General features: G+C 52.0%; 16 protein-coding genes and 1 tRNA gene. 10 read left to right on the forward strand and 7 right to left on the reverse strand.

Annotation, left to right across the window (positions count from 1 at the left end):
• Nucleotides 1-66: 66 nt before the first annotated feature.
• Together ACZ5ZS_RS04990 and ACZ5ZS_RS04995 are read right to left on the reverse strand one after the other, a co-directional pair.
• The gene (locus ACZ5ZS_RS04990) at nucleotides 67-2,730 is read right to left on the reverse strand and encodes an ABC transporter substrate-binding protein (RefSeq protein ID WP_188596552.1); all 2,664 of its coding nucleotides are present in this window, start codon (nucleotides 2,728-2,730) and stop codon (nucleotides 67-69) included.
• 8 nt (nucleotides 2,731-2,738) lie between these two features.
• Nucleotides 2,739-3,257, reverse strand: a complete 519-nt coding sequence (locus ACZ5ZS_RS04995) for a hypothetical protein (protein ID WP_188596553.1) — start codon at nucleotides 3,255-3,257, stop codon at nucleotides 2,739-2,741.
• Between the two features lie 190 nt (nucleotides 3,258-3,447).
• On the opposite strand from ACZ5ZS_RS04995, the gene ACZ5ZS_RS05000 reads away from it, so the two are divergent.
• The 3 genes from ACZ5ZS_RS05000 to ACZ5ZS_RS05010 all read left to right on the forward strand — a co-directional run bounded on the left by ACZ5ZS_RS05000 (nucleotide 3,448) and on the right by ACZ5ZS_RS05010 (nucleotide 5,945).
• Nucleotides 3,448-3,527, forward strand: a tRNA-Arg gene (locus ACZ5ZS_RS05000).
• Nucleotides 3,528-4,362: 835 nt separating this feature from the next.
• Nucleotides 4,363-5,049: a DUF47 family protein gene (locus tag ACZ5ZS_RS05005; RefSeq protein ID WP_188596554.1), complete on the forward strand. Its 687-nt coding sequence runs from the start codon at nucleotides 4,363-4,365 to the stop codon at nucleotides 5,047-5,049.
• Complete coding sequence (locus ACZ5ZS_RS05010; RefSeq protein WP_188596555.1) at nucleotides 5,046-5,945, forward strand: inorganic phosphate transporter; 900 nt, start codon at nucleotides 5,046-5,048, stop codon at nucleotides 5,943-5,945. The genes ACZ5ZS_RS05005 and ACZ5ZS_RS05010 overlap by 4 nt, the downstream gene beginning before the upstream one ends.
• A gap of 35 nt (nucleotides 5,946-5,980) precedes the next feature.
• Here the strand turns inward: ACZ5ZS_RS05010 and ACZ5ZS_RS05015 are convergent, their stop codons facing one another.
• Complete coding sequence (locus tag ACZ5ZS_RS05015; protein WP_188596556.1) at nucleotides 5,981-6,721, reverse strand: HesA/MoeB/ThiF family protein; 741 nt, start codon at nucleotides 6,719-6,721, stop codon at nucleotides 5,981-5,983.
• A gap of 72 nt (nucleotides 6,722-6,793) precedes the next feature.
• Between ACZ5ZS_RS05015 and ACZ5ZS_RS05020 the strand changes: the two genes are divergently transcribed.
• Complete coding sequence (locus ACZ5ZS_RS05020; protein ID WP_188596557.1) at nucleotides 6,794-7,390, forward strand: zinc metalloprotease; 597 nt, start codon at nucleotides 6,794-6,796, stop codon at nucleotides 7,388-7,390.
• Between the two features lie 364 nt (nucleotides 7,391-7,754).
• On the opposite strand, the gene ACZ5ZS_RS05025 is transcribed toward ACZ5ZS_RS05020, so the two are convergent.
• On the reverse strand, nucleotides 7,755-9,695 hold the full coding sequence (locus ACZ5ZS_RS05025; RefSeq protein ID WP_188596558.1) for an APC family permease: 1,941 nt from the start codon (nucleotides 9,693-9,695) through the stop codon (nucleotides 7,755-7,757).
• Between the two features lie 338 nt (nucleotides 9,696-10,033).
• Here ACZ5ZS_RS05025 and ACZ5ZS_RS05030 point away from each other — a divergent pair, with 338 nt between their 5' ends.
• Entirely contained in the window at nucleotides 10,034-10,471 is a 438-nt protein-coding gene (locus ACZ5ZS_RS05030; protein WP_188596559.1) for a hypothetical protein, read from the forward strand.
• On the forward strand, nucleotides 10,459-11,445 hold the full coding sequence (gene mvk / locus ACZ5ZS_RS05035) for a mevalonate kinase (protein ID WP_188596560.1): 987 nt from the start codon (nucleotides 10,459-10,461) through the stop codon (nucleotides 11,443-11,445). Before ACZ5ZS_RS05030 ends, mvk begins: the two co-directional genes overlap by 13 nt.
• A 107-nt stretch (nucleotides 11,446-11,552) precedes the next feature.
• Here mvk and ACZ5ZS_RS05040 read toward each other — a convergent pair whose 3' ends face one another.
• The gene (locus ACZ5ZS_RS05040; protein ID WP_229657706.1) at nucleotides 11,553-13,517 is read right to left on the reverse strand and encodes a molybdopterin biosynthesis protein; all 1,965 of its coding nucleotides are present in this window, start codon (nucleotides 13,515-13,517) and stop codon (nucleotides 11,553-11,555) included.
• Between the two features lie 144 nt (nucleotides 13,518-13,661).
• Between ACZ5ZS_RS05040 and ACZ5ZS_RS05045 the strand changes: the two genes are divergently transcribed.
• Nucleotides 13,662-14,129 carry a GNAT family N-acetyltransferase gene (locus ACZ5ZS_RS05045; RefSeq protein WP_188596561.1) on the forward strand — a complete coding sequence of 156 codons (468 nt, stop codon included), beginning with the start codon at nucleotides 13,662-13,664 and terminating at the stop codon, nucleotides 14,127-14,129.
• A 422-nt stretch (nucleotides 14,130-14,551) separates the two neighbouring features.
• Here ACZ5ZS_RS05045 and glmM read toward each other — a convergent pair whose 3' ends face one another.
• Nucleotides 14,552-15,895: a phosphoglucosamine mutase gene (gene glmM / locus ACZ5ZS_RS05050; RefSeq protein ID WP_188596562.1), complete on the reverse strand. Its 1,344-nt coding sequence runs from the start codon at nucleotides 15,893-15,895 to the stop codon at nucleotides 14,552-14,554.
• Between the two features lie 122 nt (nucleotides 15,896-16,017).
• Between glmM and rpl18a the strand changes: the two genes are divergently transcribed.
• The 3 genes from rpl18a to ftsY are packed head-to-tail and all read left to right on the forward strand — an operon-like array spanning nucleotide 16,018 to nucleotide 17,682.
• Nucleotides 16,018-16,284: a 50S ribosomal protein L18Ae gene (gene rpl18a, locus ACZ5ZS_RS05055; RefSeq protein WP_188596563.1), complete on the forward strand. Its 267-nt coding sequence runs from the start codon at nucleotides 16,018-16,020 to the stop codon at nucleotides 16,282-16,284.
• Nucleotides 16,285-16,291: 7 nt separating this feature from the next.
• A complete protein-coding gene (pfdA, locus tag ACZ5ZS_RS05060; protein WP_075060114.1) occupies nucleotides 16,292-16,753 on the forward strand; it encodes a prefoldin subunit alpha in 462 nt (153 codons plus the stop codon).
• Between the two features lie 2 nt (nucleotides 16,754-16,755).
• Nucleotides 16,756-17,682, forward strand: a complete 927-nt coding sequence (gene ftsY / locus ACZ5ZS_RS05065) for a signal recognition particle-docking protein FtsY (RefSeq protein WP_188596564.1) — start codon at nucleotides 16,756-16,758, stop codon at nucleotides 17,680-17,682.
• A gap of 21 nt (nucleotides 17,683-17,703) precedes the next feature.
• On the opposite strand, the gene ACZ5ZS_RS05070 is transcribed toward ftsY, so the two are convergent.
• On the reverse strand, nucleotides 17,704-18,291 hold the full coding sequence (locus ACZ5ZS_RS05070) for a LysE family translocator (RefSeq protein WP_229657707.1): 588 nt from the start codon (nucleotides 18,289-18,291) through the stop codon (nucleotides 17,704-17,706).
• Between the last annotated feature and the right edge of the window lie 75 nt (nucleotides 18,292-18,366).

Here is an 18,366-nt window from a genome sequence, read left to right on the forward strand (position 1 = left end):
AATACATAGAAAAATGTATAAAATGGAAACAAGAAAAAGGTTTTTATCTCTCAATTTTTAATGCATTCACTGCTTCCTCCTGCCCAGCGCTAGCCAAACGCCGACCGCAACGACCACTATCACTATTATCACTACCACCGCTATCAGCAAGGAGCTTGAGCTAGTGGCAGGCGGAGGCGGAGTAGATGTAGTGACGGGGGGAGTAGATGTAGTAGTGGGTGGAGTAGTAGTAGTGGGTGGAGGCGGAGGCGGCGATACCAGCACAGTAGCCTCGTACTGAGCCGGTATTGGAACGGTTGTAGTATGGACAACTGCCAGCGCCTCATATGTTCCAGGCTGCAGCATGGCAGTCACAGAGGCGGGCACCGTCACGTTTACCACGCCGTTCGCACCGGTCACTGTAGCATTATATAATATCTCGTTAGTTGATGGGTTGATTATGTACACGGTGGCCACTGGATTGCCGACTCCCTGTACCTTTATGGTGAAGGAGGCTGTCTCGTTGGACACTATGCTGGTTGGGGAGAAGCTGACCACTGATGGAGCGAAATTGCCCTGCGGCGGGAACTGGGTTATGCCCTTGGACGCATATATCCTATTGAACCAGTAGGAGTAATTGAATGGATAGCCACTCCATGCCACCAACGTGGCCGACTGCGGAGTCACCGTTATCAACTGCTTCAGTATATAGGGACCATTGCTTATGAACATATTGCCGTAGGTGTTGTAGAAGTTAAGCGCGTCCTGGTAGTCTTGAACCGCTTGGCTGGTGGTCAAGAACGAGACACCGTTTATGTTGAACACGCTCCCGTTATCCCACACGTAGCCCGACGCGGTCCAGTTCCTCAGTATGCCGGCCAGCACGGCTGAATCCCCTGCCTGGCTAATATCTATTTGATGCGTATTAAGCGACGATGCCTCACTGCTGGTGAAAGCTCCCTTGCCCTCAACGAAGTCCTGCAACATGGCGGCATACACCTCCCATGGAACTACCATTGAGTAGAGACCCGGCGCATAGTAGGCAGCCACAATATTGGGGTCTGGGAACCAGTAATTGCCGTATACCACCACAGTTCCATTATTGAAGAACTGCAGGCCAACTATCTCAGAAGTGGTGGGAGAGATTATTCCCTGCAAGTCAGATAACGCGCTGGCGGATGGGCCCAAGTCCTTGCCTAGCTGGGATAAGTCAAACCATAGATAGTAGTTGAATATGACGTCCGCCATAGTTATGGGCTGGCCGTCCTGCCAGTTGGTGCCAAGCCACGTACCATTGAAGTATAGGTAAACTATGTCCTTGGCAGTGTGCCCAGGACCCACGGGGACCCACTTCTCCAGCGTGGCGTTCCAAATCACAGCGTTGGGGGGAACTGGATATGTGGCGGATGCACTGTTTACATTCATCACGGTCCTCCACGCTCCCCTGAACGGCGTTGGCTCCCCACTGGTGGGGCTGTAGAACATGAATGGATCGAATAGGAAGCCGCCGAAGACATCCGCGCTATATGAATCAATCGAGTAGTACCAGCCTATCGGGTCCCAGGGGAATTGGGCCACGTGCAGCATGCCCACGTTGAGGACGCTGGGATGGGCCGAGTTGTAGGCAAACTTGACGCCAACCGGGTTGAAGCTCTCAAGACCCATTAAGCTGGGCAGGTAATCCTTAACCGTGTTGAGGACGGGATACGAGACGGCCCTATAGACCACCCATACCCTAATGGCTTGCTGGAAGCCCATCAAGTCAGATATCTCGGAGTACTTCTCGAACTGGGCAAGCGAGGAGAAGTTGCCCGTCGCAACCATATAGGTCAAGTTGTTTATGGTAGAGTTAGCGTAGTTATACCAGCCGGGAGTACCCCATCCAGGAACGTTGCCGTACCAAGTAGCGAACCAAGCATCGCCGGCCCCGGTGTCCCAGGGCTCGGGCGTCACCGACCAAGCCTCGGTGTAGATGCTCCAAGACATGTTGGCCGGATTGGTGCCGTACACTATGGATAGGGCATCTCTTAAGCTGCCGTACTCCGGACTAACGGTGAAGCCTAGGCTTTGAAGCGCAGCCATGAACATCTGGCCCATCTTATACCTGAACTCATCGTCGTTCCTTATGAAGAACTTTATCGTGACTGGCTGAGGCGTGGTGGAGCCTGGAGGCAGGTAGTACCACATATGGTTCATGTAAAGTATCCTGCCGTGCCAGACTGGATCCGTCTTATTCAATTGCACGAAGTAGGAGTATATTGATGCGTTGACGAAGGATGGATCGTAGTGAATGTTGTACTTGAGTATAGATGGAAGGATCAATTGATAGTTATTGGGGGCGAACACAGATGGCCAAGCTATCATGGGTTGAGCATTGCCGCCGAAGACCTGGGATATCACGCCGCTCCTATCCACGAGGTAATTCATGAGGAACCTAACATACGTGTATGCAAATGGATTGAACGTGGTGTTGCTGGGGTATGGGTTGAACAAGTAGTCATATATGGATATTGGAGCGGGAGACACGAAAGTTATGTTGGGATTAGTCGATAGTTGGGACAAGGTGCTGGGCGGGAGCGCCCATGGATTCAGGAACAGATCTATCTTACCAGAGGAGAAGTACTGAGCCACTTGGCTAGATGATACCTCATATATGTTCACAGTCTGCGGCATTTGCTGCGCGTTTACTACCAACGCTAGAGCCATCGCCAATGCGATGGCCAGCGCGAGAATTCCGATTTCCCTGCGCATGTCATGAACTATTGTTTCTTATTTTTAAGTTTTTCTCTATATATGTCGCTTGTTATTTGAGAGAAACCTAGTATAACTAGCACTATAGTGGCAATGAATAGGATCAATGAAGCCCATAACAATGCCCAGAAAATATATGATCTATTTAGTTCGTACACCTTGTAATTCAACGGAACAGATGCATTGCTGAGGGTCATGTTGGTCACCATGGTGAAGAAGTGATATTGGGCGGTCGAGTTAATTATTACCGAGCCTGGAATCACGTAGCTAGTGTCAGGCACTATTCTATAGTAGGACACAGTGACATTGCCGGATTCATTCCCCAGCTGCACCACGACTATGCTGCTTGGAGGGACCGTGAACGAGATCGATGAATTAATCCCAAAGGGGGATATGGTTCCGCTCCCCAACACAGTCACATCATATGGGTGAAACTCCACATATATTGCAAGCAATACTGTCACTATGCCTAGGAAAATCCCAATCAAGAAGGGCTTATTTCTGGCCACGTGCCTCCAAAAACCCATGAATCAATAATCAACCGTCGGTTTTAACCTTGTCGGTCTCCGGCGAGTTACCCCCCTCCCCCCTCCCCCGAAGAGATAACTACTCAAGCTTTAGACGCAGTTCTTACTAACTATAGATGACAACGCATTATGCTCAAGGTAGGGCATGAGCCAGACAAAAATTAAAAATGCATGCATAAAGCAAAATCAAGGACCCGTAGCTCAGCATGGAATCAGAGCGGCGGCCTTCTAAGCCGTAGGTCGTGGGTTCAAATCCCACCGGGTCCGCCAAAAACTCATCATAATACGGATTATAAGTCTTCGCCATCTTCTAGGGACGGCCAGGTTTTTAACTACTGTTTGCTACGTTTGTAGTGCGTCCGCTACTGAGCCGATTAGAGTTAGCGGGGGATATTAAGGAGGAGTTGAGGAAATTAAAGATTATCCTTGGGAGACTTATTATGATATGATAAAAAAGAGGACAAGCCTAGCTCTTTAGGACGGGGTGAAGCTTTTAAGTTAGTGTTTGTTAGGTTTTTGTCCCCTACTGGTTAATTCTTTGAGGATGGGGGGCTGGGGCCGACTACCCCAGCAATACCAGTAGGGGAGGGGGCCAAGTAGCCCTAAAGGGGCGTAACCCCCAAGAGCCCGGGAAACCCCCCACCCCTCAAGGGCGGGGAGGAGGTCAGTAGGGGATTTTTCAATCCTGTATATCTACAAGGCAATCAACTAAATAATATCTTAGGGGCAATTTCCTTAATTATAAAGACCGAGTTGCTGACGCATGAATGCAAAACAAGCAAAATCATGCCTGTACAGACAATTGAGGACGATGATGAGGAAAACCGATAGGTAAAGGCATGGCATTGAATGTATAAGTGATCGAGTTATACCCATTCTGCACATTATTGCGTAGCACTAAAGCCCCCACCGCTCTGACCTGGACCGGGGAGGCGTGCATTGACTTATTGGACTAGTTACCTCTTCCTATAAGCATCGGCTTCACTGAAATCCAAGGCAATTCCCGCCCCTAGGTGCAGAGGACCCCAAGGTGAGAGACATTTATGCTGAGGCCGCGTAATTATGGGGGATAGTCTTATAAATGGTATTAGATATGAACAGCTTTATGCGCAATACATTGGCTAGGCTGCTTAATCCATTCGTGAAAGGCGAGGCGGAGCTATTTAATGGCTTGAGGCGGCACGTGGAACTCGCCCATAAAGCCATCATGCTATTGGAGTCTCTGTCCTCAAATCCGTCCGGCAGCGACATATCGTCCATTATATCGGAGGTATCAATACTGGAGAACCAGGGAGACGCCATAAGCAGGGAGTTGACGCAGGAAATATCGTCGGGGGCCATATCAACTCCATTGATAGGGGACGTGGAGATACTGGTGGGTAAGATAGATGATATACTGGATAAGACGTATGTCTTGGCCAGGGAGATGAAGCGTGCATTGACGCTATGCAACACGCCGGCGGTTTCATCAATGGTTCAGAAGAACCTGAGGGAGGAGATACTGTTGACCAAGCGTGGATTGGAGGATTTAATGGGCATGCTTGACTCCATAATTAAGGGCGAGCCCAGATCGGGCCTGCGAGACCACACGCTTGCCATAGAGAAACTGGAGGAGATGGTAGATGACGTTAAGGATAACGCGATAGATGAGCTATACGGCAACGTCAAGGAAATGGGTTATGCAGAGTTCCTCAGCTTGCTCAACATGATTTTCGAGGCGGACGATATAATGGATGCCATAAAGGACGTCTCCTTCATGGTAATAACCATCCTCAGGAGCATGGGATCATGATGCTGATATATTACTACGTAATTACATATTCATTAGTAGCCATCTCCACCTTCCTGGTCTCCGCCAATAACCTATCCCTGATAGTGGGGCCCGTCGTGGGGAGCCGCCTCGCCAAGCCTCAGGCCGCCATACTTATGGCGGCGGCCGGCTACATATTAGGCCTGGTAATCCAGGGGAGAAGCATGAATGTATACCACGTCCCTCAGCCCGGGCCAGCAGTGCTCTTCGCCGTCAGCTTGGTGGTGTTCACGATCGGGGAGGGGTCTCGAATACCCATGTCCATAACGAATTCCCTTTACATGTCAATAAACGGAATACGGCTGGTCAATGGGGGGCTGCTCGGCAACTTCTACACAGTGGTAGGTTATTGGTTCATCACTCCAGTAATACTGGCAGTCTTCTCCTATTTGGTGTACCTAGTCATACGATACTACAGCGCGGCTAATCCAATAAGATATATAGCTTGGTTTAAGTTGCTGGTGATAATTCTATCATTCATGGTTGCATACTCGTTCGGAGCAAATAACCTAGGCCTAGTGTGGGCTCTATCCGGGCCGAGCCTGGGCAATTTACTGCTTATATCGGCAGTATCGGTGCTAGGCGCCATAGTGGGAGGCAGGAGGACCTTGGGAGCCTATGGTAGGATGTATGGGTTTGGACCCATGACTGGAACGGCGGCGCAATTGTCCGTATTCATTGCAATGGAGGTGGCAACCGTGTTCTCAATACCGATGACGCTCACTCTCAGCGTCACTGGTTCCCTCCTGGGCTTAGCATTCGCCCACAGGTTCCGCTTCATAAACGTCAATTACGTATACTTGGTGCTAATGGGGTACTTCGCCTCCCTCCTGTTATCGCTGTCCCTGGCATTCATAATCTTCAAGATCATTGTATAGAGAAGTGGATCGCAGCTGAATTCATAGAGGGGATCTCAAGCCCTCTCAACGCCGCAGACGGGGCACTTGGGGTCTCGCTGCAGCTCCACGTAATCCACAATGCCGTTATTTAGATCCACCACCAATAACTTATTCAGCAGCGCCGGCCTGAGACCAGCCGCTATCCTTATGGCCTCGCTTGATTGAATTGACGCTACCACCCCGGCAACCGGCCCTATCACCGAGCTGCAGTCGCCCGTCAGGCACGCAATGCCTTCATCGCTTACCCCCAGCCCGCTTAGCTCCCTAATGCATGGAGTGATTCCTGGAATCACTGTGGTGGCCATCCCCACCCACCCATTGATTGCGCCATGGCTTATCGGCTTTCCATGGTGAACCGCCGAGGCGTTTATGAGCTGCCTAGTTCTCCAATTATCGACTGCCAGAACCAATATGTCGGCCTCCCTAACTACCTCCTCTGCGTCGTCTTGATCCATTATCGCTCTATTCACCGCTTCGATCTTGATCTCCGGATTAATCTCCCTGAGCCTCTTGGCCGCTGCATCTGCCTTGGGCTTCCCCAAGTCGCTTGATGTATATAGTAATTGCCTATGTAGGTCCGAGACGGAGACCGAGTCGAAATCAACTAGCACTAACCGCCCAACTCCAGCGCCTGCCAAGTACATGGATGCAATGGACCCAAGACCCCCAAGCCCTATCACCGCGATCGAGCTTCTGCCAAGCCTGGCTTGCCCGTCAAGGCCCAGCAATGGTACCTGCCTCGCGTATCTCTCCATGGCGGGCTTCCCCGTCTCCGCAAAATAAAGCCTGCGGGGAATCTTTTTACTGAGCCGGTCTAGGCGAGCGCAGTGAGGAGGATAAATAGCACGTGTCCCGGCGAGGTGCGGCAAATGGCAATATCGCTCGCCGTCACATATGGAGCATTTATGGTGGTGTTCTACGAATTATACCCGATTTACGTCTCGGCAATCTCCGTTTTCATAGCAGTTGCTTCTGGCTTCATGGGTCATGAGTTGATGCATAGGTACGTGGCGCGAAGCCTGGGCTATATAGCTTGCTATAGGATGTGGACGTTGGGGCTAGTCATGCTGGCCCTAACCGCTGTGGTCAGGATACCGATGGGAATGGCCGGCGCCGTTCAGATAGGGTATAGGACCAGGAGCGACCAGCCAAGCCGACGTGCTTCCGCTCTTATATCGGCCGCTGGCCCCCTAAGCAATATAGCGTTCGCGCTCACGTTCTTTTCACTATATGAATACGTCTGGCATTCCCCCATAACTTACATCCCGTACGCCGTGAACGCATGGTTTGGACTAATGAACATGATCCCGATCCCTCCCCTCGATGGGTTCAAGGTAATCCACGAGCGGGAGTACGGGCTTTGGACCGTGGCCATGATATCCGCCATACTCTTATCCATTCCATACCTAGAATCCATAATCTGACCCCTCCCTAGCCCAGCCTTCATTCGAAGTCCACTCCTTAGGCTAAAGGACGGGCAACGGATTTTTCTCGTCATCTATTTTTTAAATTTTAAAAGCCCAACCCTCGGGAGCACGCAATAAGGCTTAAGTAGTGGCCGCCTCCCTGGGGAACGTAATGTATGCGGGGAGCCTTGTAACCACGGGCAAGGCGCGGGAATTTGCTTCGTTGATGATGATGGGATGAGCTGAGGTATGATGATTGATTTTCACTGATGGTATTGTCCCACACGTTGAGCTCCCCTATGAAAATCCCCAATCGTATGATCAGAGTTGGAGTGTGTTTCCAAGGAAAATAGATTTTAATTTATATGCGGGCTTAACTCCTCTATTGAGGCGCGGCGCTTATTCCCATCTCCTTCAATGCTACCATTAAGTCATCGGTCAATATGCCGCTGTACGTTCCATAGAAGTAGAGAGCCAATGCAATCAACGCGGCCACCACCACATCCCATGGGAATGGTATCACGGCCGTGGTGAACACTAACCCGTAATTGGCGGATCCAAGGAATGACAGTATCACTGAGGTGAATATTACCGCCACGACCCACCATCCAGCCCTGACATGCTTCGCTGCATCCTTATTGGCGGTGGTGGAGGAGAGCCACAGCGTGAATCCTATAGTCATTGCCAAGGTTATCAATATGTAAATCGTGAAATCCAGGGCCGCGCCCGCGGTCAATGGTATAGTTGATGGAGTGGGGGAGGGCCAGCCCGTGGGCGCTATGATTGGCTTGTAGATTAGGAAGTACGTGGAGATTATCAATATTGCCCAGTAAATTATGCCGGCAGCGGCGGCGCTGGTCCTATTCACGTTGTATCTATTAACCATGGTATACATATAGAAGAGAGGCAGGCCACCCATCACCAAGGCAAATACGAACCAGAGAGTGTAGAAGGTGCTCCAATACACTATCAAGTAAGCCGCTATGGATGCTATCGCCGCTATTAGGGAGGCTGCGGGGAGCCGTAGGGGACGCGGCGCGTCCGGTATGGTCTTCCTGAAGCTCATTAAGGCAGGCCCGCTCACCACATACGTGAAGACCGTGGTTGAGGTTATGAAGCTGGATATGGCGAACCAGGTCGGGAACGGCAATAGGAAGATCAAGCCTATGACTAGGGATGCTATCATGGGGAGCAACGGTACCTTGTACCTGTTTAGCTTAAGGAATGCACTGGGCAAGTGGCCGTCGGCTGCCATTCCATATATGGTTCTCGAGGTAGTGCCTATATATATCCATCCCGTGCCGGACGGGGATACTATTGCGTCTATCAGCAATATTATCCCGAACCCGGCCAGCACGGCCACGCCGCTGAGGGTCATTATCTCATAGAAGGGCCCGCTGGCCAGCTCGGTCTTTCCCAAATCAGCCCAATCCCCGGGAGATATGGGCCCCACCACTTGGCCTTGGGAATTAAGTATGTGAAGCTTGCTCCAATCCACTGCCCCTATGAAGGATACTTGGAGCAGCACGTAAATTGCCATTACTATTATGAATCCTAGTATTGTGCCCCAAACCACATCGGTTGGTTTCCTGGCCTCCCCGCTGAAATCAACGCCTTGCCTGAACCCCAAATACGAGTACGCTATGCCCGTGGTAGGTATTGCCAGGAAGATCGCTGCAGCACCATATGGTATGAAGCCTCCGGGCATCGCAGTGAAGTTAGTGGCGTGCATGGCAAGGCCGATCAATAATATGAATGTCAGCGTCGGTATAATTAATTTCCACCAACCAACTCCGGTGTTGGTCTTTCCCATAACTTGAACGCCGTACCAATTCAAGAGGAAGAAGAATATAGTCAATAAGGCGGCAACCCCTATTCCGGCCAGGGTTATGCCGCTGGAGGTGTAGAGTTGCGGAATGTAGGTCGACATATAGGTGACCGCAGCTATGGCCTCGCTGGGAGCCACGGTCACCGCGCTCAGCAGATACGACCAAGCCAGTATGAAGGAGGCGAAGCCGCCGTACGCGTACTGGGGATACCTAACTATTCCTCCGGATTTTGGAAGCATGCCGCCTATCTCGGCGAACGTGAGGGCGACGAATATCATTAGGAAGCCAGCTATTATCCACGAAAGTATTGCCCCAGGTCCCGCGGCCGTCGCGGCGCCCTCGGAGCCGAAGAGCCAACCGCTTCCTATCATGGCGCCTATGACCAGGAACGCTATATCCCATCTGCCCAGGGCACGGCGCAGCATTTTGTCTGATTTCTCAGCCTCAGCCTCGCTTATTTTTCTATCACCCGGATTCTCTTCAGATCCAGGCATTCTAGAAATATATATTATTGATTTTTAAGCATTGCTGGCATTTTTCCTATTTGGGCAATAAATTAGGTAAATTAATGAAGCAAATCTCAGTTATACACATGTAAAAAATAGCTATCAATTTAAAACATTCGCATCCAACAGACGAAATCAATAGGCCGTGACCCTTAGATGTTAACCACATAACAAGGCACTACATAGCATTAACCCTCTTCTCCTGGCCCCAAGGACGAGACTTGGCTTTTATGATTATGAGGAGCATCCATCACTAAAGTCACCTTCAATTATTACAATCAATGTTTTGGGAAGATTTTTATTTCTCGGGCACAAGGCAATGCATTGTGGATAGCGTCGTGGATGCGATGGATAGATTATTGATGAAGGCATCGTCGCCCAGTTTTTCCAGGGCGGTCGGTAAGTCCACGGTGGAGGACGTAATAGCAGTGGTCAATGCGCTGCGGGAGAGTAAGTGCAAGGCATCCATCGATTTAGACGAGGCGGAGCGATTGCTGGGCAACTACTACATAGCGGAGCACAGGGTTAGGGATATAATACGTAGGATAATTGATGTAATACTCGATAGATACGGTGGCGAGCTCAAGAAGGTATACCCGCTGCTCCCCGCGGAGTTCAGGGACGCCTTGGGGTCGGCGGCTAATTCGGATGATTACCTGGATAGGTTGGTGGACGCGCTGATTAAGGAATTGCAGGGACCGGAGAATGATTTAGCGGAGTTGGTGAGGATTGCCAGGCAGGCGAGGAGCGAATGCGGCAAGTAGTTGTATCTGCCCCCGGCGTGGTGAAGCTGTTCGGGGAGCACGCAGTCGTTTATGGGAAGCCGGCAATAGCCATGGCCATAAATAAAAGGCTCCGCGTGGCGGCATTGCCTAGGTCTGATGGCCACGTAAAGATAATTGCGCGGGACCTCAAGGCAATGGGATTGATAATAAACGTGGCTGGTAATGGAGAAATAGCAATAGAGACGGAGTACGGGATGGCCATGAATGCCATCTCGTACGTGAGGACCGCAATAGAGGTTGCCAAGAAGTACCTCAGGGAGCCCAGGGGGGTCGAGCTGGACATATCGTCCGACATGCCTGTGGGGGCCGGGTTGGGCACATCGGCGGCTGTGGCGGTCGCGTCGATAAAGGCGTATGCATCGGCGTTTGGCTATCACTTAACCAATGATGAGGTGGCCTCCCTGGCACATGAAGTGGAGAAGACCGTGCAAGGCGCCGCGAGCCCCATGGATTCCACGGTATCCGCTCTAGGCGGCATCCACATAATAACTCTACAGGACAGGAGCAGGCTAAGCATGGGGCCGCTTCCATTGGTGGTGGGATACGTGGATAGGGAGTCCACGACGAAGGACTTGGTTAATAACGTAAAGGAATTGAGGGCAAGATATCCAGCCTTGATAGGCTCAATAATGGATGCGATAGGGGAGGCGGTTCTGCTGGCGCGCAATGCCCTGGAGTCCAACGATTTGGCAACTGTTGCCGAATTGATGAACATAAACCAAGGCTTGCTGGAATCGCTGGGGGTGTCCACCGGAAGGATAAATTCATTGATCTACGCCGCGCGGAGGGCGGGGGCCCTCGGCGCAAAGCTAAGCGGCGCCGGCGGCGGCGGCATCGTAATAGCGCTGGCCCCCGAAGCCGTGAAGGAGGTGAAAATAGCCATGGAGATAGCGGGGGGCCATTCATTCCCAGTTGAAAAGGATGATGAGGGGGCACGCGTAGATGAAGGCTGATAAAGCGGGCGCTTAACGGAGCAGCCTAGGGCCGGGAAGAGACTGGAAATAGATCTAATAAGTCAACAGACGTGGGGAGCAATCGATTGTGGGATGGAAGCGATTTCTCAGGATGGAAGTGGGACTTGATTTCCTATGTCCTCCGATACCTTGTAGCCGGGCAGCCTAGATAATTCATTCTGGAAGCTCGGCGATTTAAGCATCTCTATGAATGCCTTCACGCTATCCTTTGCCAATCTGGAGCGCGGCACCGCGAAATCGTATTTCTCTAGGGAGAGAGGTATGAAGTCCAGGCCATACATGTGGGCGGCGGCCCTTATCCCCACCCCAGCATCTGCCTTGCCCTGGCTCACGGCGGCCGCCACAGCCGTGTGGGTGCGCACTTCGTAATAGTAACCGTTGATTCTTCCCATTAAATCGTTAAATGACACGCCATCCTCAGCCGCTATTCTCTTCAACAAGGAGTCCAGCAGGAATCTTGTACCTGCTCCCTTATTTCTGTTAACGATAGATACATCGCTTCTCAATAGATCCCTGATCCCCCTTATCCCCTTCGGATTGCCCTTGGGGATTATTATTCCCTGTTCCCTGGAGTACCCTCTTATCAGCACGACCTTGCCCTTGCCGTATTTCTCCACGAAGGGCAGATTATACTCTCCGCTTTCCTCATCTATTAAGTGCAGGCCAGCCACGTCGGTCTCCTCATTCGATGCAGCCATCAACCCATTCAGCGAGCCGACGTTTATTACCTTGACCGTGACCCACTTGGGAAGGAGGCGCGCCATTATGTCTATTCCCAAGTCATGGCTGCCCACGAAGTATAGGTTGGCCGGCTTGTATTCATGGGTGAATAATGTGACCGTCACCTCGTCTCCCTTATCCATGAATTCCACGTTTTCCGGAACCTCCATGAATCCATCAGCGAACGCGAGCGTTGATATAGCGCCCGACTCCGCTGGGAGCGGGTAGGCCAGCACTTGGTTGCCCACGTCGACTAGGCTCACGGGGGTTAATGCACGCCGGCCGCGGGCGCCCTCGGCCTTATTGGCAAGCCTGGCCTTGATCTTTACCGTGTCCAGCGGGTAGCACTGCATGGCTGATAAGAGCGGCTTCACCAATAAATTGAATATCATTAAGGAGCTGTTGGGATAGCCGGGGAGACCTATCACCAACTTGCCGCCGGAGGTGACAGCGGCCACGGTAGGCTTGCCTGGCTTCACCTTAAGTCCATGTATCACGATGCCGGGTGGGCCCATGGAATCGAGCACCCTGTACGTTATGTCGGCCACGCCCGCCGATGTACCGCCGGACACCAGAACTAGATCGGCATCAAGCCCCTTCATTATCATTTCCCGTATCTGGCCCTCGTCGTCCCCAGCAATTCCAAGCAGCACGGGGACCCCGCCCGATTCCCTAACGGCGTGGGATATGCTATGGGCATTTACGTCGTATATCTTGCCTGGACCCAATGAGCCCCCCACATCGACCAACTCATCGCCTGTGGACACTATTGCCACCCGGGGCCTCCTTATCACGGGCACCCTCCTCATCCCTATCGACGCCAAGACCCCGGCCTCCCTCTCCCTCACCTGGGTGCAAGCCCTCAGGACGAGCTCGCCCATCATTATATCGGATCCGGCCGACATCACGTTCTCGGTGGGAGTCGCGGATCTGTAGATCACCACCTCTCTCCCCTCCGCCTTAGTGTACTCCACCGGAATCACGGCGTTGGCTCCCTTAGGCATGGGAGCGCCCGTGGCTATCTCCGCTGTTGTCCCCCTGGTTACCTCCATGTTGGGAACATCGCCCGCGTTTATCCCGCCGACCAGCTTAAGCCTCGCCGGGTGCAGCTCATCAACATTGAAGGTATCCTCCGCCCTCACGGCATACCCATCCATGGTAGCCCTATCGAAGGGAGGAACATCCATGTTGGAGTAAACGTCGGCGGCGAGCACCCTCATGTAAGTCTCCTCTATATCCACGGTCTCAGCATCAAGGACCCGCACGTAGCCGAGCAGCTTGTTCAGCGCTTCCTCCGGCGTCAGCAGGTTATGGAAGATAACCCTCTTCACGCTAAGCTCGATGCAAGCCTCGTTTAAAACCCTTAGTGGATGCCTAGCGCAATTCCTCGGCATAGCCTCAACGCCGTCATGTTATTCCTCTCTTTAACTAATACAAGAGAAGAATTTAAAAAGACACTTCACGTAAAAGGCACAATGCAGATAGTAGAGCTGGGCCCAGAGAGGATAGGCGATATAAGGAAGCTGTACGAGGGACTATCGCGGGAGTCGATAGAGAGTAGATTCATGTGCCCAGTGAAGGACATCGATTCCTACGTGGATAGACTGCTCAAGAGGAACCCAATTATGCTGGGCGCGGTGGACGGCGGAGAGTTGATCGGCGTAACGGAATCATACCCCTTAGATGATGGGGAGACGGCGGAAATAGCGGTCACGGTGAGGGATGACCATCAAGGAAGGGGGATAGGTTCGGCCTTATTGAGGCACACGCTGGATTACTTGGCCAGAAGGGGATTTAGAAGGGCAGTGGCGTACACGGCCGTCGATAATCTGAGGCTGATAAGGATGGGCAGGAAATTCAACGGCAAATTCAGATACATGGGCGACATGTACGAGATATCGTTCGATCTTGAGAAGCAGCAAGCGATAACGGCCACAGCTTGATTTTGAAAACTAATGATCACCATCCACCCTAAGGACATGCTTCCATGGCCGTCCCAAGCATTAACCCTCGGGGAGGCATGCCTTAGCTACATAACAGCGATAAAAAAACATTCTCCTGCCCACCACATCCCACTCCCCATAATTACAACGTGTCTATGCTTAAAAGCCAATAACAGTTTTACCTTCGGAATTGGAAGAACCCATCCACTGGAGGGAGCGGGGAGAATGCTCTTGACGAAGTCGCGGAGCGCGCCGAGCAACCGTAAATAATGGCCTTAGGTGAACCGATGGAGTCGGCATCCTCGGCGGGCATTATGGCAACAAGCCGTAGCTCCGCTTGGGAGGGCCATTCCATTCGGGATATCATCGATATGGATTTGAACGGGACGGCCAACTTGTCATATGAATTCCCTGCACTAAGGTCACTGGACCCCGATTCTTTGGTAAAGCCACTTGCGGAGCTCCTCCAATCGCTCCTTGCTTGAGGCCTCTATGGTGATTCTCAAAACATCCTCCGTGCCGCTGGGCCTGACCAAGAACCAGGAATCCCCGTAATCCACCCTGACCCCATCCATGGTGACGGCATCGCCCACCTCCCTCCTTATCGCGTCCACCGCCGCTAAGGCCTTGTCCCTGGGCATCTCCAACCTGTCCCTGTGAATATACATTCGCGGCAGCTCTGAGTAGTACTGTGATAAGCTCTTCCCGCCCTTGCTCAAGACATGCATCATAAGAATGGTGGTGGATATGCCGTCGCGGACCGGGTGATGCCTCGGCCAAATGAAGCCGCCGTTATCCTCGAAGCCGCATAGCCCGCCTATTTCCATCAAGGTATGGCTGACGTCGACTGAGCCCACCCTCGTCCAGACCAGCTTCCCACCGCGGCGCTCCACCTCAGCCTTGACGACCGACGAAGATGACACGGGGGTGACGACGTACCCTCCCCCGCTCTCCTCCAGCAACGCGTTGGCGAGTATCACGCCGCTCCTATCCCCTGGAACCACCTCTCCCTCGCCCGTCATGAACATGGATCTATCCCCGTCACCATCAAATGCCACGGCGAAGTCCACGCCCAATTCCTTCACGGCCCGCGCGGTCTCCGCTAGGGTGTCTTGCCTTGGCTCCGGGGTTCGTCCCGGAAATAAACCGCTTAAGTGGCCGTTTATGGATTTCAACCTGATCCCCAGTCCATCCAGTATCTTTGGAAGAACTAGGCTCGCCACGCTGTTGGCGAAGTCCGCAGCCACGGTGAATCTGCCCTTTATTGCATTCATGGGGAGGAGATCGTAGAGGTGCTCCTCGTATCGCTTGAGGAGGTAATCAAGCTCGACGCTAATGATTGGCTTAACATGGTCGAACGACTTGGCCGGCCTGGCCTCCCCATAAAGGGACTCTATCCTCCGCTCCTCGTCTCGGGACACCTCGACGCCGTTGCTGCCCATCACCTTTATCCCATTATACTGCGGCGGGTTATGGCTTGCAGTAATCATAACTCCACCGGCGTATCCCTCGGCCTTGACCAAGTATTGAAGGATGGGCGTCGGCACCAAGCCCATATCGTGCACCTCCACGCCGTGCATCGACAACACGCCTCCAATGATCCTGGACAATGCCTGGCTCGTGCTCCTCACATCCCTTCCCATCAATACCTCGCCCCCGGCGAAGAATGATGCAATGGCCTCCCCGATCCTGGTGAGACGGGTCAAATCATACTTGCCCTCTAGGAATTCAATCCTTATTCCATTAGTGCCGAATAGCTTCTCCATTTTCCGACACAAACAATGCTTTTTAAAAGCATTAACCCGAATGAATGCATTGCAATTTCATTGTTTGCTCCTAGATGGATCGGCTGGAAAAGCTTATTTAATGGGTTTTCCTGGGTTCATCGATGTCGGTTAAGGTTTACAAGGTTAAGGGAAAGTTCAGGGATACGGATGGGTGGAAAAAGTTCGAGAAGGAGGTCACAGCCATAAGCGAGAAGGACGCCGTAGAGAAGACGTACACGCAAATAGGGGGGCTCCACAGGGTCAAGAGGCGCTTGATAAGGATAGAGGACGTGAGGGAAGAGGACCCGGCCTCCTTGTCCAGCAAGGAATTAATTCAATTGCTTTCACTGGATAAACTAGTGGTTCTAGGCAACGAGGAGCTTAGGTGACGCGGGCATGTCGGAGCAAAGGCTGGTAATAACTAGGGAGCAATTAGAGGAGCTGAGCAGGGAGTATGAGGAGTTAAACGCCATAATGAACACGCTGAGCCAGAACATAGCCGTCATAGATGCAACGCTTAGGGATTACGGCAACGCCAAGTCCGTGTTGGAGATGATGAGCAAGGAATCCATCAACGATGCCTTAGCATCGATAGGAGCCGGCGCATTCGTGAGGGCTGTTCCCCAGAGCAACGCTCCGATATTGATGTCCATAGGAGCCGGCTATGTGGCGGAAATGGACGCGCAGAGAGCCATGGCCATACTAGACGATAGGTTGAAGGAGACGCAAGCCATCAAGGCCAAGCTGGAGGAGCAATTGGCGGAAACCATAAGGCGAAGCAATGAGGTTAGGAACGTGCTTACCGCCATATACCAGCAGCTGCAGGCACAAGGAAGACAGCCTCAAGCCAAGTCATGACCATGTTCGATAAGATACGCAGCGCATTCAAGAAGACGGCGGATGCTATAGTTAGCTCGATAAGCGAGAAGGAGCTTGGAGAGAAGGAGATTGAGGAGGTATTGAATGATTTGATGAATGAGCTGCTGGAGTACGATGTTGCGTTTGAATCGGCAGAGCAAGTGATTAACGCTATAAGGAGCGGGTTAATCAAGGTGCGGGCACCCCGTTTTGGGGATAAGACCGCCGTAGTTAATTCAGCTATATACGAGGCAATGCTCGACCTCCTCCGGGATATCCCAGACATGGATTTAATACAAGACATGCAGACCAAGGGAAAGAGACCCTACATCATGATGTACCTAGGACCCAATGGATATGGCAAGACCACGACCATAGCTAAGGTGACCAAGTACTTGATGGATAGGAGGTTCAGCGTGGTATGGGCTGCTGCCGACACGTTTAGGGCGGGAGCCATAGAACAACTCGAGGGCCACTCGGAGAAGCTGGGGGTTAAGGTGATTAAGCACCAGTACGGCGCAGATCCAGCAGCCGTTGTTTACGATGCAGTACAACACGCCCAGAGCAAGAGGATTGACGTGGTGATGATAGACACCGCCGGGCGGATGCACACGGATAAGAACCTAATGGAGGAAATAAGGAAGATACATAAAGTAGCGACCCCTGATCTGAGCGTGTTCGTGGCGGACGCGATGATGGGCAACGAAGCGCTCGAGATAGCTAGGACGTACGTGAAGTACGTGCCAATAAACGCCCTAATAATGACCAAGGTGGATGCCTACCCCAAGGGCGGATCCGTGCTCACGCTATTAATGGAATTGAAGAGACCCATACTGTTCATGGGAACTGGGCAGGGGTACGATGACTTGCAGAAATTCGATAAATCCTCGTTCATAAAGCAATTACTGGGAATGGAGGGCATGCAATGAAGGACGCTAGGGGGAGAGACCTCAACGCCATAAGGCTTGTTTAATCACGCTATCCATGCCAATTACCAAGAAGTAAATCCCGAATCCAATTATGGCAGCTGCGGAGATAATCTTTATTATGGTGAAGGCAGTCGAGCCCCCGTATTTTTTGCCTAGATTCACCAGCACTGGGAACACCGTTATCCAGATAATTATGGCCGTAAATAACCCCGCCACGCTCTCTATGCCGAACACGCTTATGAAGCTGAGGCCGGCGGTCACCCACCACCCCACCTGAAAAGGGTTAGTGATGCCCATCATAACTCCCTTGACGTAGCTGACCGACGGCTTGCCGCTGACTTGAGCCGGGGCGCTGTGCACGACGCCGTAAGCCAGATACATCATTATGGCTCCCCCGGCCAGGTATATATAATCTATGAATGGCTTTATCAATTGATATAATAATAATGATATTATCATAAGAATTGCATCTGCAGTCATGGCGCCGGCCCCCACCAGCGTCCCGTGCCTGGGCGATCTAAGCGACTCAGCGGCTATTAACGCATTCATCGGGCCAGGCGGGACCGCCAGAGAGAACCCCAGCGCCATTCCCAAGAAGAACCGCAACACGTAATTTTCTCCAACGCTTGCTTTTATACATTGCGTCGCCACGCCGTGCCCCGAGGCTAGTGAACGCAATACCCC

The sequence above is a fragment of the Thermocladium modestius genome (assembly GCF_055398215.1).

What these genes read in the sequence shown, in the direction of transcription:
- ACZ5ZS_RS04990 (WP_188596552.1), bottom strand. Translation starts at nt 2,730, where the DNA reads ATGCGCAGGGAAATCGGAATTCTCGCGCTGGCCATCGCATTGGCGATG.
- ACZ5ZS_RS04995 (WP_188596553.1), bottom strand. Translation starts at nt 3,257, where the DNA reads ATGGGTTTTTGGAGGCACGTGGCCAGAAATAAGCCCTTCTTGATTGGG.
- ACZ5ZS_RS05005 (WP_188596554.1), top strand. Translation starts at nt 4,363, where the DNA reads ATGCGCAATACATTGGCTAGGCTGCTTAATCCATTCGTGAAAGGCGAG.
- ACZ5ZS_RS05010 (WP_188596555.1), top strand. Translation starts at nt 5,046, where the DNA reads ATGATGCTGATATATTACTACGTAATTACATATTCATTAGTAGCCATC.
- ACZ5ZS_RS05015 (WP_188596556.1), bottom strand. Translation starts at nt 6,721, where the DNA reads ATGGAGAGATACGCGAGGCAGGTACCATTGCTGGGCCTTGACGGGCAA.
- ACZ5ZS_RS05025 (WP_188596558.1), bottom strand. Translation starts at nt 9,695, where the DNA reads ATGCCTGGATCTGAAGAGAATCCGGGTGATAGAAAAATAAGCGAGGCT.
- mvk (WP_188596560.1), top strand. Translation starts at nt 10,459, where the DNA reads ATGCGGCAAGTAGTTGTATCTGCCCCCGGCGTGGTGAAGCTGTTCGGG.
- ACZ5ZS_RS05045 (WP_188596561.1), top strand. Translation starts at nt 13,662, where the DNA reads ATGCAGATAGTAGAGCTGGGCCCAGAGAGGATAGGCGATATAAGGAAG.
- glmM (WP_188596562.1), bottom strand. Translation starts at nt 15,895, where the DNA reads ATGGAGAAGCTATTCGGCACTAATGGAATAAGGATTGAATTCCTAGAG.
- rpl18a (WP_188596563.1), top strand. Translation starts at nt 16,018, where the DNA reads ATGTCGGTTAAGGTTTACAAGGTTAAGGGAAAGTTCAGGGATACGGAT.
- pfdA (WP_075060114.1), top strand. Translation starts at nt 16,292, where the DNA reads ATGTCGGAGCAAAGGCTGGTAATAACTAGGGAGCAATTAGAGGAGCTG.
- ftsY (WP_188596564.1), top strand. Translation starts at nt 16,756, where the DNA reads ATGTTCGATAAGATACGCAGCGCATTCAAGAAGACGGCGGATGCTATA.